Annotated in this window: 16 protein-coding genes and 1 pseudogene; 4 read left to right on the top strand and 13 right to left on the bottom strand. The window is 43.9% G+C overall.

Annotated features, from left to right (window positions below):
* Positions 1-22: 22 nt before the first annotated feature.
* A complete protein-coding gene (locus tag FLT43_RS21755; protein ID WP_087443188.1) occupies positions 23-1,027 on the bottom strand; it encodes an ABC transporter substrate-binding protein in 1,005 nt (334 codons plus the stop codon).
* An 859-nt stretch (positions 1,028-1,886) separates the two neighbouring features.
* Positions 1,887-2,027: a hypothetical protein gene (locus FLT43_RS29440; RefSeq protein ID WP_164776221.1), complete on the bottom strand. Its 141-nt coding sequence runs from the start codon at positions 2,025-2,027 to the stop codon at positions 1,887-1,889.
* A 296-nt stretch (positions 2,028-2,323) separates the two neighbouring features.
* Here FLT43_RS29440 and FLT43_RS21750 point away from each other — a divergent pair, with 296 nt between their 5' ends.
* Positions 2,324-3,211, top strand: a complete 888-nt coding sequence (locus tag FLT43_RS21750; RefSeq protein WP_087443187.1) for a helix-turn-helix domain-containing protein — start codon at positions 2,324-2,326, stop codon at positions 3,209-3,211.
* A gap of 90 nt (positions 3,212-3,301) precedes the next feature.
* On the opposite strand, the gene FLT43_RS21745 is transcribed toward FLT43_RS21750, so the two are convergent.
* The 3 genes from FLT43_RS21745 to FLT43_RS21735 are packed head-to-tail and all read right to left on the bottom strand — an operon-like array spanning position 3,302 to position 6,849.
* On the bottom strand, positions 3,302-5,173 hold the full coding sequence (locus FLT43_RS21745) for a PTS fructose transporter subunit IIABC (protein ID WP_087443186.1): 1,872 nt from the start codon (positions 5,171-5,173) through the stop codon (positions 3,302-3,304).
* Entirely contained in the window at positions 5,170-6,096 is a 927-nt protein-coding gene (pfkB, locus tag FLT43_RS21740) for a 1-phosphofructokinase (protein ID WP_087443185.1), read from the bottom strand. The genes FLT43_RS21745 and pfkB overlap by 4 nt, the downstream gene beginning before the upstream one ends.
* The gene (locus FLT43_RS21735; protein ID WP_087443184.1) at positions 6,097-6,849 is read right to left on the bottom strand and encodes a DeoR/GlpR family DNA-binding transcription regulator; all 753 of its coding nucleotides are present in this window, start codon (positions 6,847-6,849) and stop codon (positions 6,097-6,099) included. It lies immediately after the preceding gene.
* A 325-nt stretch (positions 6,850-7,174) separates the two neighbouring features.
* Here FLT43_RS21735 and nfi point away from each other — a divergent pair, with 325 nt between their 5' ends.
* Both nfi and FLT43_RS29435 read left to right on the top strand, forming a co-directional pair.
* Positions 7,175-7,882, top strand: coding sequence for a deoxyribonuclease V (nfi, locus tag FLT43_RS21730; RefSeq protein WP_087443183.1), 708 nt, complete (start codon positions 7,175-7,177; stop codon positions 7,880-7,882).
* A 119-nt stretch (positions 7,883-8,001) separates the two neighbouring features.
* Complete coding sequence (locus FLT43_RS29435; RefSeq protein ID WP_164776223.1) at positions 8,002-8,145, top strand: hypothetical protein; 144 nt, start codon at positions 8,002-8,004, stop codon at positions 8,143-8,145.
* Positions 8,146-8,970: 825 nt separating this feature from the next.
* Here the strand turns inward: FLT43_RS29435 and FLT43_RS30900 are convergent.
* The 6 genes and pseudogenes from FLT43_RS30900 to FLT43_RS30675 form a co-directional block, all read right to left on the bottom strand.
* A complete protein-coding gene (locus FLT43_RS30900; RefSeq protein ID WP_373994916.1) occupies positions 8,971-9,243 on the bottom strand; it encodes a DUF3349 domain-containing protein in 273 nt (90 codons plus the stop codon).
* Positions 9,244-9,285: 42 nt separating this feature from the next.
* Entirely contained in the window at positions 9,286-9,825 is a 540-nt protein-coding gene (locus FLT43_RS21720; RefSeq protein ID WP_087443179.1) for a SecY-interacting protein Syd, read from the bottom strand.
* A gap of 160 nt (positions 9,826-9,985) precedes the next feature.
* The gene (locus tag FLT43_RS29755; RefSeq protein ID WP_174818143.1) at positions 9,986-10,159 is read right to left on the bottom strand and encodes a hypothetical protein; all 174 of its coding nucleotides are present in this window, start codon (positions 10,157-10,159) and stop codon (positions 9,986-9,988) included.
* 727 nt (positions 10,160-10,886) lie between these two features.
* Positions 10,887-11,432 carry an SUKH-4 family immunity protein gene (locus FLT43_RS21710; RefSeq protein WP_087443178.1) on the bottom strand — a complete coding sequence of 182 codons (546 nt, stop codon included), beginning with the start codon at positions 11,430-11,432 and terminating at the stop codon, positions 10,887-10,889.
* Positions 11,433-11,438: 6 nt separating this feature from the next.
* On the bottom strand, positions 11,439-12,257 hold the full coding sequence (locus FLT43_RS21705) for an RHS repeat-associated core domain-containing protein (protein WP_087443177.1): 819 nt from the start codon (positions 12,255-12,257) through the stop codon (positions 11,439-11,441).
* Between the two features lie 390 nt (positions 12,258-12,647).
* Positions 12,648-12,914: pseudogene (locus FLT43_RS30675) on the bottom strand (DUF6809 family protein).
* 92 nt (positions 12,915-13,006) lie between these two features.
* Between FLT43_RS30675 and FLT43_RS21695 the strand changes: the two are divergent.
* Positions 13,007-13,258 carry a helix-turn-helix domain-containing protein gene (locus FLT43_RS21695; protein ID WP_307719679.1) on the top strand — a complete coding sequence of 84 codons (252 nt, stop codon included), beginning with the start codon at positions 13,007-13,009 and terminating at the stop codon, positions 13,256-13,258.
* Between the two features lie 476 nt (positions 13,259-13,734).
* Here the strand turns inward: FLT43_RS21695 and FLT43_RS29425 are convergent, their stop codons facing one another.
* Positions 13,735-13,884, bottom strand: coding sequence for a hypothetical protein (locus tag FLT43_RS29425; RefSeq protein WP_164776227.1), 150 nt, complete (start codon positions 13,882-13,884; stop codon positions 13,735-13,737).
* 68 nt (positions 13,885-13,952) lie between these two features.
* Complete coding sequence (locus FLT43_RS21690) at positions 13,953-14,438, bottom strand: hypothetical protein (protein WP_087443174.1); 486 nt, start codon at positions 14,436-14,438, stop codon at positions 13,953-13,955.
* Positions 14,439-14,450 lie beyond the last annotated feature (12 nt).

The following is a 14,450-nucleotide window of genomic DNA, read 5'->3' as shown; positions in this document are numbered from 1 at the left end:
CATCCTCCTAATTTGGAACGACTTATTTCTCAATCAGGATTGCGCCTTGTGTCATCTCTTCCGTCAAAGTAATTCCTTGCGCCTCCGCCGCCTTCGGATTAATCATCAGATCAAGCTTCTCGGAGAACTGGACAGGGATGTCTGCTGGCGATGCGCCCTTCAGCACCTCCACCGCCATCTTGCCTGTCGTGTAGCCCAGATCGTAGTACTGGAATCCGATCGATGCGAATGCGCCTTCCCCGACCGATTCACTGCTCTCGCAGAACAGCGGAATGTCCTTGTCATTCGCGACCGACACGACCGAGCTGAGCGCCGAAATGACCGTGTTATCCGACGTAAGATAGATAATATCCGCGCGCCCTACCAGTGAATCGGCGGCCTGCTTCACCTCGGAGCTGTTCGTTACGGTGGCCTCGACCGTCTCCAGTCCGCCCTCTTGCAGCACCTGCTTGACGTTAGCGACGTTGACAACAGAGTTCTGCTCGCCGGAATTGTAAATGACGCCTATCTTGCGGGCCTCAGGAAAAAATTTCTTGATCGTCTCCATCGTCTTCTTGATCGCGTCCGGATTCGTGTCGCGCGTGCCTGTCACATTGCCTCCCGGCTTCTCGAGACTGTCGACCAGCTTCGATGTGACCGGATCTGTCACGGCCGTGAATAGAACGGGAATGTCTTTCGTCGCCTTCGCAACCGCCTGCGCGGTCGGCGTGGCGATCGCCAGGATCAGGTCGTTTTTGTCGCCGACCAGCTTTTGGGCTATTGTGAGGTTGTTGTTCATGTCACCCTGCGCATTGTGGAAATCCACTTGCAAATTGACATTTTCCTCATACCCGGCATCCTTCAACGCCTGCAAAAAGCCTTCTCTCGCCCCATCCAGTGAAGGATGATTCGCGTACTGCGCAATGCCGATCTTGACCACCTTTTTACCGTCCTCATTCTTGCCCGTGTCCTTCGGTTCGCTCGAATTCCCGCATGCCGCCAGCAGCAGCAGTGAACAAACCATAACAATCGAAAAAAACGGTTTCATCCAATCTCGCTCCTTTACAATAAGGATTGTAATTGATTGCGCTTTCAAGATAAGAAATAGATAATAAGCGTATTGGCGAGTTGTCTGAGTGTAAAGCTCTCTTGCGGTCATCGAGACATGAAATGTGTTCCTCTGATGCTTCATGGAAAGTTCATTCGTGCACGTCTGTATTCTGCGTTCGCATGGAAGGATAATGTGAGTTGCGCTTGCCCTCGAAGCTAAGCGCTGCTGCCTGGTAGCTTAGATGCGGAGATGTACGTAAGCGTGTAAAGATAGCGTAGATGCGCGTTGTCGTGCTGGAGCTTGCAATCGGTTATCGTGGTTTTTCTTGAGGTTCATCGCAAATTATAATACGTTTTTTCGATGGTGCGTTATTTTAACGTTATAATATCACGGCGTCATAATTAGTGTCAATATTTAGACACATTTAAAATATAAAATGTGATTTATATCATATCGCTCCGCCTTAAAGCTGCACCTCCCGGTGAAATGAACCTAATTTGAATATACCGAAAAGGGTCCAAAAAATATATTCTTCTTCATCGGGTTCACTCTGGTACAACATCGGGTTGGCAGCCTCATCATATGGTTTTTTTGTTCTATTGTGATTTGAACCGGCAGCTCCAATAATCCCGAGCGGCCTAGAACATGAAAATCCCCCCTCACATTATTCGTGAGAGAGGTGCAATTTTTCCTGTATTCAGGTCATTAAGTCGCTGAGGCTTGTTCGTCAATTTTGACTGGCTATTCCTCTCTTAGATTCCTTAGTTACATCGTAACGGTATAAGATTCGGATGCATACGGAATCGTACTTGCGGCAGATGAAATTACACCATTCAAGATGATTAGCAAAACTTCCTTAATGCCCTCCAATCAGATGATGGTCACTGCGCAATTCCAATTTTACGGCTGTTGATGATGAATCGGTGTCGGGCGAAGCTGCTTGCTGATAACCAAAAAATAAGGCGATAATCAAAAATGCACTCGCGATCTTATTCATATCATTTTTCCCCTTTCTTACATAGCTATTTATTCACTAATTCTAATTTAACGATAACATGGTTCGAATTCGATCGATAAATAAGGATAGTTATATTCTGTTTCAATAATGTGAAACCGTCGGGAATCCGGCCCAAATCGGCAGGGAAGTGAAAAGATCATTACCGAAAAGCCATAAAAATACAGCTGAATTATTCCGAAAAATACAAAAGGAGGAATTGAAGTTCCCAACCAGGACAAGCATATTTCCTCCAGGATCAGATAAACAAGTGTAAAATTGTGTAAAGGGGGAACTATATGGTTTATACGTTAAATACTATTGAAATCGGGAAAATTATTAAAGAATTGCGTCTGAAGCAAGGGTTGAGTCAGCAGGCGTTAGCGAAGGGGATCTGTACGCAACCTCATATCAGCAACATTGAAAATGGGCGAGAGATACCATCTGGCTTTATATTATACTTACTGTCCAAAAAATTAAGAGTAAATGTAAAATATTTATTTGATATCCATAACGATTCCAATATCACCTACAAAAATAATATTAAATTTATTGTCCACTCCTTTATTCAAGAAAATGATTTCGGACAAGTGATGAAGATTCTGGAAGAAGAAAGCCATCTTTTTGAAGCATCCGAAGATCAGCAATTCCTTCTCTGGGCGAAAGCGGTATCTCATTACTATTCCTCTAAGGACTTCGATTCATGCTTAACGATGCTGAAAACAGCATTAAGAAAAACATGCAAATGCTTAAAGTTTTGTTCGGAACAGGAATTGACGATTATTAACAGTATTGGCATCTTGCTGTCTGAATCCAGCCAGAACCGGAAGGCTCTGCGTATTTTACATTGGACGTACCGCCATATTCATCGGCACTATTATATCGAAGACAGGACATTGCCAATCAAAAACATCTACGCGCTCGCACGTTCGTTATCAAGAAGTCAGGACTATCACAACTGTATACACTATTGCAGCAAAGGAATCGAACAATGCTTGAAATACAATTCTCTCTATCTTTTTGGAGAGCTGTATTATGAAAGAGGGTTAAATCACTATTTTTTAAAGCAGCATACATCGGCATTAGCGGATTTCGAACAAGCCATTATGCTGTTCAAGCTCAAAAAACAATATACCTTCACACTTTTTGTCGAAAATAAAATAAAGGAATTTGGACTGAGAAAATAATGACTTTGCATGTAGTTTTCATGCACAAGATCAGAAAAAGACCGTTCCGAGGGTTCGCATGCTTGGAACGGCCGTTATATTTGGAACAAATTAGACTCTTACTGTCTTCTTCCATACGCCAAGCGTAAGGGCGGATACGATCGAACCGATCAATATCGCAAGAAGATACAGGAATGGCTTATTGACTAAAGCGATAACGAAGATTCCCCCGTGTGAAGCAGGGAGCGTAATGCCGAAGGCCATCGCGAGACCGCCCGCAATCGCAGATCCAAGAATACAGCTCGTCAGTACACGGAGCGGATCAGCCGCAGCAAATGGAATCGCTCCTTCCGTAATGAACGACAAACCCATGACATAGTTGGTCACGCCGGATTTCCGCTCGCTCTCGGTGAACTTGTTCTTGAAGAACGTTGTCGCCAGTGCGATTGCTAGCGGCGGAACCATACCGCCTGCCATGACCGCAGCATGAGGACCGAGGTTGCCCGCTTCAATCGCTGCAATCCCGAACGTAAAGGCTACTTTGTTAATCGGGCCGCCCATGTCGACCGCCATCATACCGCCTAGGATTAGACCGAGCAGAATCGCATTTGCTCCATTCAAGCTGTTCAGCCAATCCGTCATCATGCCGTTCAAAGCCGCGACGGGCGGATTAACGACCGTAACCATCAAGATGCCCACGATGAGCAACCCTAGCAGCGGGAATAGCAGAACTGGCTTAATTCCTTCCAAGGCTTGAGGCAGGTTCTGTAGGAGACGCTTCAACAGAACAACAACATAACCGGCCAGGAATCCGGCAACGAGCCCGCCAAGGAAGCCGGCACCGGCTTCAGCCGCAAGATAACCGCCCACAATACCCGGCAGAAACGCGGGGCGGTCTCCGATACTGCTTGCAATAAAGCCAGCCAGAATCGGCACTAGAAACATAAAGGCGGCTTTCCCGATCATGGATAGAAGCTCTGCGATCTCACCCTCGGCGTTAATTCCTCCAACAAGGAATGATAACGCTATCAAGATGCCGCCCCCAACAACGAATGGAAGCATGTTGCTTACCCCGTTCATCAGGTGCTTGTAGACGCCGCGCTTCCCGCCGCTGCCCTCTTTCTGCTCCGTCTTTTCTCCGGAGGCGCGGTAAACAGGTGCGTCTTGCTTGAGTGCCCGCTCAATGAGCTGCCCGGTCTTGCGAATTCCATCCGCAACCGGAACCTGAACCACATGCTTACCGGCAAAACGATTCATCTCGACTTGCTTATCCGCGGCCACGATAACCGCCGTAGCCCGAACAATGTCATCTGCGGTCAGCCCATTTTTAACACCAGTCGAACCGTTGGTCTCGACCTTAATATCGATGCCCATATCCTTCGCCTTCTGCTGTAACGCATCCGCGGCCATATAGGTATGAGCGATGCCTGTCGGACAGGCCGTTACAGCAATAAGGTATGGACGATCCTGTTCAGATGCCGGCCGAGCATTCGCAGCAGAAGCTTCACTCGACGCTTGCTCTGCCAGCACTTCATTTTCACGCTGATCCACGATGCTTAGCAATTGCTCCACCGAAGTTGCCTTCAGCATTGCCTCACGCATATTCTCATCCAGCAGGGTAAACAATCTTGACAGCGTCTCGACATGGGTATCATGCGCATCATCCGTCGCAGCGATCATGAAGAACAAATGCGCCGGCTGCTCATCCAGCGACTCAAAATCCACGCCTTCGACGGATCGCCCAAAGCATATCGCAGGCCCCTTAACCGCAACCGTCTTCGCATGAGGGATGGCCACTCCGTCCCCAAGCCCTGTTGTACTATGGCTTTCACGAAGCATAATCGCTTCTCGAAAAGCCTTAGGATCGCTTAAGCGTCCCGCTTCGTCTAACTTAGCAATCAGCTCATCAATAACCGCTTCTTTCCCCGTCGAATGAAGATCGAGGATGACCGTGTCCTGCTTCAGTAGATCTGTAATTCTCATGATGCACTCTCCCCCACTTGAGTCAGTTTAATTTGCGGAAGCAGTTCTTCAATATATTCCTTCTTGCACAAGTCACTTGAAAATGCCGTTGCACTCCCGGTTGCGACGCCATAGGCGAAAGCCTCCTGAATGGAGCCGGTTACGGCATAACATCCGATAAAGCCTGCAACGAGCGAGTCTCCTGCACCTACCGAGTTGATCACCTTGCCCTGCGGCACATTCGCCACGTAGGCTGCTTCAGTGGTGATAAGCATTGCGCCGTCACCAGCCATGGAGACAATGACATGCTGTGCACCCCGATCAACCAATTGGCGGCCATAGCGCAAGACATCCTCTAAGGATTCAATGTTCACATGGAAGAATTCTCCCAGCTCCTGCTGATTGGGCTTTGCGAGAAACGGACGGTAGCGCAGCAGCTCAAGCATGACCTGGCCGCTTGTATCGACAACGGCTCGAATGCCCTTATCCATGCAGCGCCTCATGATATCGCGGTATAACCCTGCGTCCAAGCTTGAAGGAATGCTGCCTGCAAGGACCAGCGTGTCACCGTTGCTCATCCCCTCAATCTTGGCAAGCAGTTCGTGGACCTTATCTTTCGAGATGGCAGGACCTGCGCCATTGATCTCGGTCTCTTCCCCGGTCTTCAGCTTGATGTTAATCCGGGTATCTCCTTCGACCTTCACAAAATCGGTCTCGATGCCTTCGTTATTCAAACCGTCTTGAATGTACTGTCCCGTAAAGCCACCGACAAATCCAAGGGCTTTCGTGGGTACGCCGATCCGGGATAATACCCGCGAGACATTAATGCCCTTACCGCCCGGATATTTCTGATCTTTCGTCATTCGATTCAACCCGCCAACCTGGAATTGGTCCACGTACACGTAGTAATCAATCGAAGGATTGAGCGTCATTGTATAAATCATTTATTTCACAACCTTTATTACTTTCGTCTTGTTGTTAATGGAGCTCTCTTCTTCCGGTTCCAACTGATCAATAACAAGCGCTGCCTCATCGATAGCCGCGAACTGTACAAAGCAGACCTTGTTCCACTTGCTTCTGTCGGCAACGATGTAGCTCTTCTCGGATAAATGGAGCGCCATCTTCTTGATGTTGGCCTCTTCGGGATCTGGCGTCGTATAGCCAAGCTCCTCATGAATGCCATTGGTGCCAAGAAAGCATTTGTCAAATCTATAATCCTGCAAGCCGCGTACTGCTTGACTGCCAATTAACGCTTTGGTGAGCCCCTTTATCTTTCCCCCAACAACGTAAGCCTGAATGTCATATTCATAAAGAGATTCAAGATGCATAAGTCCATTGGTTACGACGGTCACCTTTTTATCAACAAGCAAAGGAATCATCTCGTAGGTGGTGCTCCCGGCATCGAGATAAATGCAATCCCCGTCTTGAATAAGAGACACGGCAAGCTCAGCGATTTGTTTCTTTTCACTTAACTGCTTGGTGGATTTTTCACTTAAAGAAGTTTCCATCCCTTTACCTTGGAGCAGGGCTGCACCGCCGTGAACCCGCTTCAGCAGATTCTCGCTTTCCAGATGGCTCAGATCTCGCCGAATCGTTGCTTCGGAGGAAGCGGTCTCATGAACGAGCTCTTGAATCTTGACGACTCCCTTTTCCTTGAGCAGTTCCAAAATAATTCGATGTCGTTCCGGGGTTAACATCTTATCATCTCCTTCAACGCTATTGTATTGAAACCGCCAACAAAAATCAATCATATTCAATCAAAAACAATCATATTTTATTATTAACGTTCACCTTTCGTTCAAATTCAATCAGATTATGACAAAATGCGGGAGAAAAAAGGCTCACTCCTCCTTATTGTAAAGTTGGAATAAGCCATTAAAAGAGTTTATTCAAAACCATTATTGCCTTACTAGTTGCTGAGGTAGGCCCCCTAATAGACTAACTTTGTTATATAATTGTTAGATAGTTAATCTAATAACAAACCGTTAAAAATCCAAATGTTTTTGGTGAAGGGACTCTATAATGGAACAAATATTAAAACATACATGGGAACTGTCGGAAGCAGACGCAATCAACTTACAGCAAGAGTTATCCTTAAAAGTTATAAAGGAAGATCACTTTGCTGAAATCAATTATGTTGCCGGAGTAGACGTAGCGTACAGCAAAAAGGATGATAAATTAATTGCAGCAATTGTTATTTTGAATGCTACTTCACTAACTATAGTTGAGTCAGTAGTGGTTGTGGACACTGCTCACTTCCCTTACATTCCAGGATTGTTTTCATTTAGAGAACTGCCTCCGATACTTAAAGCATTCAACCAATTAAAAACTCCTCCCCAACTGATTGTTTGTGATGGACAGGGAGTTGCACATCCCAGACGGTTTGGATTAGCGAGCCATTTGGGAGTTCTACTTGACATTCCTACGATTGGATGCGGGAAAACTAGGTTAGTAGGCGAGTTCCAAGCCCCTGAACAAAACAGAGGAGCTATCGCTCCATTAGTTGATAACGGTGACATAATTGGTAATGTTTTAAGGACTCAGGAAAATATTAAGCCTATTTTCGTGTCTATCGGTCATCGCATTTCCCTAGCAACAGCCTGCGAATGGATATTAAAGCTCTCTCCCAAATATCGTTTACCAGAAACAACTCGGCAAGCTGATCAACTTGTTAATAGAGTGTTGTCCCAAATTCAAAAGAATATGAAAACCGAGGAGAGCGGGACTTGAGTAAGAGGAGTAAGATCGCCTTGTAAAACTCAAGGCAGGGCCCATCTTCTTCTTACCGATACCAGAAGTTAATAGCACATTAACAGATCTACGTAAGTTAGTACGTCGATGATATTTCTATGAAGAAAGTCTACCGTATTTCGAACCGCGCACAAGTAATATTGCTGCGTGACGGGGTCGAACTGCTCGCTCGCGTAGCGGAAGCTGTTCGAAAGATGCCTTCGGTGGCGGACAAAGTGTGGCCGAAGGCGTCGTACTCGTAGCTGTTGTCGATACGGCCCATCCCGGTTCGTGATCTGCACGACGTCGCCGTGCTGGTTGTTCAGGTAGTAGTAGGCATCTCCTTGGCCGTCCACTTGCGCCATTAATTCATGGCCTCGTACATAACTGGCCTTGGCGTTCCACTCCTCGTCCACTCGTTCACCATATTCCAGCCGTCGAACACGAAGCGGCTGGTGACGCCGTTCTCGTAAATGCCGCTGCGCAGCCCTTCCGGTCAACACCCCCTCTTATAAAGCCGAATTCGGTCTGCTAAATCTAATCGAGTTCATAATTTCAATTTCGTGGACATTCTTCCATACGGTGGGTAACTGTGGAGATTCCATTGCCGCCTCATATGGTAATTGTATCAAAGCTTAATAATCCTGCCTTTTCCTCTGTTAGTTATTTTCTTCCCTATATTCTTACCCTACTTTGAAAAAAGGCTTATTCCTCCTTATCTTCAAAGTGGAATAAGCTTTTAGTTAGCAAGTGTGATTTTCAAGTTGTTTAGTGTTTGGTTCGGTGGCTGTATTTTGGGAAACCACTTCTTAATCTAAACAATTAAACAGTCTTGAGATCAATGTTGTCAATTAGCCCCCAATCTACCTCTTCCTCAAGTTTGTTGTATATTTTTTCCAGTAATTTAGCTTGTGCCTTAATGCCTCGTGAACAAATACATGGGTTATGTGTGCTATTCTTCACTCCACACTGGGTAGCCCCACAAATAAAGAAAACCTTGAATGTCTGAAGCATTCAAGGTCACAGTATTTATTCCTCTTCCGTCCACTCTTCAAAACCATGACGAAGAAGTTTCGCTCTAATATTATCTATGACTTCATCACTTGCGAGGTTTGCTGACACTGTTTTTGAATGTCATTAATAGTGATAGTTATGTCTTTTTCAGTGATTGACGAAATAACCTTAGCTAAATTTCTGTCAGACATATACTCGTAAAGCAAGGAAATGAGTGGAAAGTATTCCTCATCTCCAATACCATTAGGAAAAGTACTTTTTAACATCATATATGTGCTTTCCAAGTACTTTGGAATTGGCTTACCTCCTAAAGATACTAGAGAGTAAATATATACATCAAAATTCACTCCTAGGGCAGAAGCCCACCTTTCATATATTATCAATCAATTTTATCTTGTGACTCGTAAGCCTTTAATAAGTTCTTCTAAAGATTTGGCAATCACAGTAGTATGCCCTGTTTCAAAATCTTCTTGTAGAATTTCTCCAGTCTCGTTGTTGACCATCACTGCCATATTCTCTGGTGAAATGTAACCAAGTTGAATATTTTTTATTATTTTTCCTTGATGTTCCTCGTATTTTTTTTGATTAACAAAAAAATTATTAATGTCCATACCTGGTTCAACAGGTTCTAGAATAATTAACTTTGAATTATAAAAACCCTGAAGGTTTAAAAACCAAAAGGAATTAAAATACTCCTTTATAGATGAATGTAAATGTAAATCAATATTCGTCTCAATCGCTTCAAAATCTTCCTGCTCTTCTTTTACTATCGGCTTCCAAGAGACATACTCATCTTCATCCGGTTCGCCTTGATATAATAAGGGATTAGCCTCTTCATCAAATGGGATCTTTGGTAAAGTTCCAAAAGTATTATTCCAGTAACTCAGTAATTCATCATAATAATGGGCTAATTCTTCTTTGACACTCACCCTAATCACCTCTTAATTGTCAATAATAATTGAAGTCTATCTGCAAAAACCTGGTTTTTTCCCCATACGCCTATTCGTACAGGTCCAGACCGTCGCCGCGGTACTCGTTCTCCTGAGTGAACCGGGCAATGACCGGGTTATAGAAGCACGCGCACAGGTACTATTGCTGCATGACGAGGTCGAACTGCTCGCCCGGATATCGGAAGTGGTTCGGGATGCCTTCGAAGCAGATAAGGTATGGCCAAAGGCGTCGGACTCGATAGCTGTTGACGATGCCGCCCAGCCGGTTCGTGATGTGCACGACGTCGCCGTGCTGGTTATGCTTATTATACAAAAAGGCTTATTCCATCTTAATAAAACGGAAATAAGCCTCAATTAATGGTATGTTAGGTTTGAAATTATTTTGCGTGAAAGCCGGAATCATATTTTTAAAAGTAACCCTACTTCCCCCTTTCCATTGCCACACATTTTACTACGCTACCCAAGGAGTTCTTGATACTTTGAGATTATCAGTGTTAACTTTACCTTTTGTCCAGAAACCTGAGCATCCTGTTCCTTCTGGTGAAATGTCCTTGAAAAAACAGCTTCAACCTGAAACTTTAATTGTTCGGAGTTGAAGGTAGGTCTAAATCTTATTCTTATTGGTTGAGTTAGGCGCTTGACTTTTGTTCTCCATATAAATCTATTAACTGAAAACTCTTCTCCTCGTTATCTCTTCCAATTGCTTAAGAATCGGTATAATTGTGTTATTTATAAGAGCGTCAAGGACTTCACACGGAGGTGCCACTTCATCTGTACTCATAAATAACAACCTCAATTTCATTTTATTAAGCTATTGACGAAAGTCTGGATTCACGCTCGGAAGGTCTCCAAAATTAACTTCCATCATATTTATTTTTCAATATAGTAACTGCTTGGGATCCAAAATGAATCAAATACAGAAACCAGTAATACAAAATCCTTCCGGAACGTATCGCTTTAAGTCCATAGCCCCAAAAGTTTCTTTTAATTTCTCACTTTTGGGGCCCTTCAACCTAATACTAATCCTTTTTTCAAAAAACCTATTCATTTATTAATTCTTTGAGTTCTGTGTGCCAAAATGCTCCTTCTTCTAGAGATTTTGGATCTGCACGCTTTATTTCATTCGTAATCCAAGTTATTAACTCAGGAGGAATATCATTATCAAGATAAGCGTCTTCACCATTTGTATCAATAGCTTTATCTATCATATTTGAAAATAAAAGTATACATTCAGCAAGTTGATTAATAGTGGAGTTAATGAAAACTTCTTTATTTTGATTTCCACTGTCGAGATATATTATGTTCCTATTATATGTGTTTATATAGACATAATCGCCTCCCCCTGTAGTACCTATTGGGAGATATTCCTCTTTCACTTTACAATTGTTATTTTTTTGATCATATAAATTTTGTACTGTTTTAAATTCTAGATATGGAGGAGCAGACGCGGGTAATCCAGCTTCGCTCAAAAATAATCTATCTTCTTTTGAGAGTGGTAATTTCTCAAGGTGCTCAGCAGAATAATTAATAAGTTTTCCATTTTTTTCGGAATCCCATTTCTTCCTAAACTCGCGTGGTGAAATCATACCGAATCATCTCCTTAATAAGGTATCTAATCTGTTTGCAATTATATCATCCACGCCTGTTATTCCCCATTCTTTTTCAATATTATGAACCCCACCATAGCCAGGGTGCAATGTGACTGGCAAAGCTGCGGCTTGGCCACCTTCTCCAATATGATGGTGTCTCAATGGATCTTCTAAATAATCCATATATTGAGGAAAATATTTTACAAAGTGCTCATCAACTTCTGGAGCCCTACCTCTCCTAATTTCCGATGTATTTTTTTCGCTCCAAAACTCTGGGTTTCTCTTAAGCAATTCTTTAAAGAATTTTTTTGAGTTTCTTTCCCAACCAGCTGAATTCGTTCCCGAAGCGCCTTTACCTTTATAATTCATTTCAACCATTAATCTAGGATCAATTAGATACTCTTTTGGTAAATTAGTTAAATCTCTTCCCCTATAACCTCTTATAGCATCAAAATTTTCACCCTTGCCATAAACATTCCCTTTTTCCTCACACGAATACCCGCTCGGGTCCACATACCGTATCGGGTTATTACCCACATACGCGTACAGGTTCAGGCCGTCGCCGCGGTACTCGTCCTCCTGGGTGAACCGGGCAATGATCGGGTTGTAGAACCGCGCGCGCAGGTAATATTGCTGCGTGACGGGGTCGAACTGCTCGCCCGCGTAGCGGAAGCGGTTCGGGATGCCTTCGGTGGCGGACAAGGTATGGCCGAAGGCGTCGTACTCGTAGCTGTTGACGATGCCGCCCAGCCGGTTCGTGATATGCACGACGTCGCCGTGCTGGTTGTTCAGGTAGTAGTAGGCATCTCCAAGGCCGTCCACCTACGCCAATAATTCATGGCCGCGCACACAGGAGGCTTTCGCATTCCACTCCTCGGCGAGCTCGGTAACCATATTCCAGCCGTCGAACACGAAGCGGCTGGTGACGCCGTTCTCGCATATGCCGCTGCGCAGTCCTTCCGGGTCGTATTCATGGCGGACATAGCTGCCGTCCGGCTTCTCGACCTTGGCGGTCCGGTTGAACGCGTCATAGGCATAGAGTCGTCATAGCGCTGCCAGAACGCTCGGAAAGCAAATTGCCCTGGAGCGGTCGTACTCGAACTCGGTCCGGCCGCCGTCGTCCTCAAGCAGCGACAGTATAACCGTTTCCTTCTGGACTCTCCCAGCACCGATTCTAGCTCTCGCGCACATAGTCTTCACTGTCCCCGTCCCTTATTTCTCCCCAGCGCCTAAAACTTCGATCATCATCATTGCTCCCAGTTTAAAGCCGTATACAAAAGAATCCGGCGCATTCATTTCAGCAACCAAATTCATCAAATCTTCAAGCTGATCTTACTCGCTTTCGGGCAGTCGCTCCCGCCACCTTTTCATCTCCTCCATAATTTTTTGAGTCGTGTCATGGCATGCCGGATTTTTGGATACGATCTGCGCTTCCGGGCAAAGATTACCGTGATACAGTTCTCCTAAGATGGTTTTCATATGTGCACCCCTCTCTTCTATAATCAGTGCCTTGAAGTTAGTTTAGCGAATATTTCACTAAAAGTAAATAGCGAATTAATCGCTAAACTATAATGATATTTGAGGTGGTACAATTGTACAAACGAATTCGAGATCTGCGAGAAATGAAGAACATGACACAGACACAAATCGCCGCATATCTCAATTGCAGCCAACGTATTTACAGCAACTACGAACGCGGTGATGTTGACATACCAACCAGAATCCTAATCCAACTGGCTGATCTGCACAACACGAGTACAGACTATCTTTTAAACCGAACGGATCTTAAGGAGCCTTACCCGCCAAGCAAAAAACGTAAATAACAAAGCGCTGCACACCTGAATGTCAGGATGCAGCGCTTGGTATTTTCTCATTTTTCACAATCATCTCATTATTAAAGGTCTGTCCAAGCAATACGTCGGAGTAGTGTCCCGAATTTCCCCCTCTCCCCATGCCTTTTGGTGAGGTAGCAGTGCTGGTGCATAAAATCCTAAAGTTCGCTATCAAATTGGCACCCTGTCTAGGGTGTATTAAACAATCAAATTATTCATAAAAGTTAACACTTCAAATGGTTTAAAAAAGTTCAGATGATTTCAGAAGATTATACCATTCATCTTTCCCCCCACCTCAATATATCGCTCACCAAATACAAAGTCATTCAAGAAATTATGAAAAAGACAAAACTATTAAATTTTTGACCCTGAAGCTTACTTGTGACCTTTTGTGGAATAATACCAGTGCATCCTACGGGTGTTCTTTAAACCAGTACCAGTCGAGGAGCGGAATCCAGAATTAGTCCTTATTTTTCTCCAAATAGTTCCTTGTAGATATTTTCAAAAAAAGCCTTCCAGTCCACGATATCACTTTCAAAAGGCATAGTTAACCCCATAATAACCCCTTCAAAATTCGTTTTTTTATCTTCCATGCACATTTCTAGGACTTTTTTCATGCTTCGTTGCTCTTTCTCATTGAATGTGTAATATCCTGGAACAAGTAGGGCAGTTCTTAATTGCATAGCTATACAATTTGCAATTTCTTTAGTAACTGGAACCAATCATCATTATCAGCATCTGGAATTATTTCACTATATTTCTTTCCAAATACATAATTCAACAAAAAACAATCAAATGTACCATAACATTCCCCTTTTTCAAGAGGCGGACCCTCATAAAATTGATAAACCAATCCATCTAACTCGTTTATTAGCAGTGGCTCATAAAGAGTTTGACCTATATAAATCCACTGTTCTTTAGCATCTTCTGGATTTTCTATAAATTCCAATAGACTTTGACTTCCTGACATGGTTTCTAATGGGAACAGGTCTATAGCACCACATCTTGCCCCATTACTAATACCTAAAAAATCATAGTAATCTTTCGGACCTTTAATTTTCTCAAAATCAACCTCTTTCCCCGACCTAATTTTTCCTATAACAGGCCCATCTGGATCTGATTCTAGAGCAATTCGAGTTTTTTCAATAATTTTTTTTAATGTTTCATTCATTAACTTTCACCT

The sequence above is a fragment of the Paenibacillus thiaminolyticus genome, from assembly GCF_007066085.1.
Lineage (GTDB): Bacteria > Bacillota > Bacilli > Paenibacillales > Paenibacillaceae > Paenibacillus_B > Paenibacillus_B thiaminolyticus.
Note: the sequence above shows the minus strand (reverse complement) of the source record. Positions and strands in the feature narration are given on the sequence as shown.

Coding starts and splice junctions, on each gene's coding strand:
- FLT43_RS21755 (WP_087443188.1), bottom strand. CDS start 1,027: ATGAAACCGTTTTTTTCGATTGTTATGGTTTGTTCACTGCTGCTGCTG.
- FLT43_RS29440 (WP_164776221.1), bottom strand. CDS start 2,027: ATGAATAAGATCGCGAGTGCATTTTTGATTATCGCCTTATTTTTTGGT.
- FLT43_RS21750 (WP_087443187.1), top strand. CDS start 2,324: ATGGTTTATACGTTAAATACTATTGAAATCGGGAAAATTATTAAAGAA.
- FLT43_RS21745 (WP_087443186.1), bottom strand. CDS start 5,173: ATGAGAATTACAGATCTACTGAAGCAGGACACGGTCATCCTCGATCTT.
- pfkB (WP_087443185.1), bottom strand. CDS start 6,096: ATGATTTATACAATGACGCTCAATCCTTCGATTGATTACTACGTGTAC.
- FLT43_RS21735 (WP_087443184.1), bottom strand. CDS start 6,849: ATGTTAACCCCGGAACGACATCGAATTATTTTGGAACTGCTCAAGGAA.
- nfi (WP_087443183.1), top strand. CDS start 7,175: ATGGAACAAATATTAAAACATACATGGGAACTGTCGGAAGCAGACGCA.
- FLT43_RS29435 (WP_164776223.1), top strand. CDS start 8,002: ATGAAGAAAGTCTACCGTATTTCGAACCGCGCACAAGTAATATTGCTG.
- FLT43_RS21710 (WP_087443178.1), bottom strand. CDS start 11,432: ATGATTTCACCACGCGAGTTTAGGAAGAAATGGGATTCCGAAAAAAAT.
- FLT43_RS21695 (WP_307719679.1), top strand. CDS start 13,007: ATGATATTTGAGGTGGTACAATTGTACAAACGAATTCGAGATCTGCGA.
- FLT43_RS29425 (WP_164776227.1), bottom strand. CDS start 13,884: ATGAAAAAAGTCCTAGAAATGTGCATGGAAGATAAAAAAACGAATTTT.
- FLT43_RS21690 (WP_087443174.1), bottom strand. CDS start 14,438: ATGAATGAAACATTAAAAAAAATTATTGAAAAAACTCGAATTGCTCTA.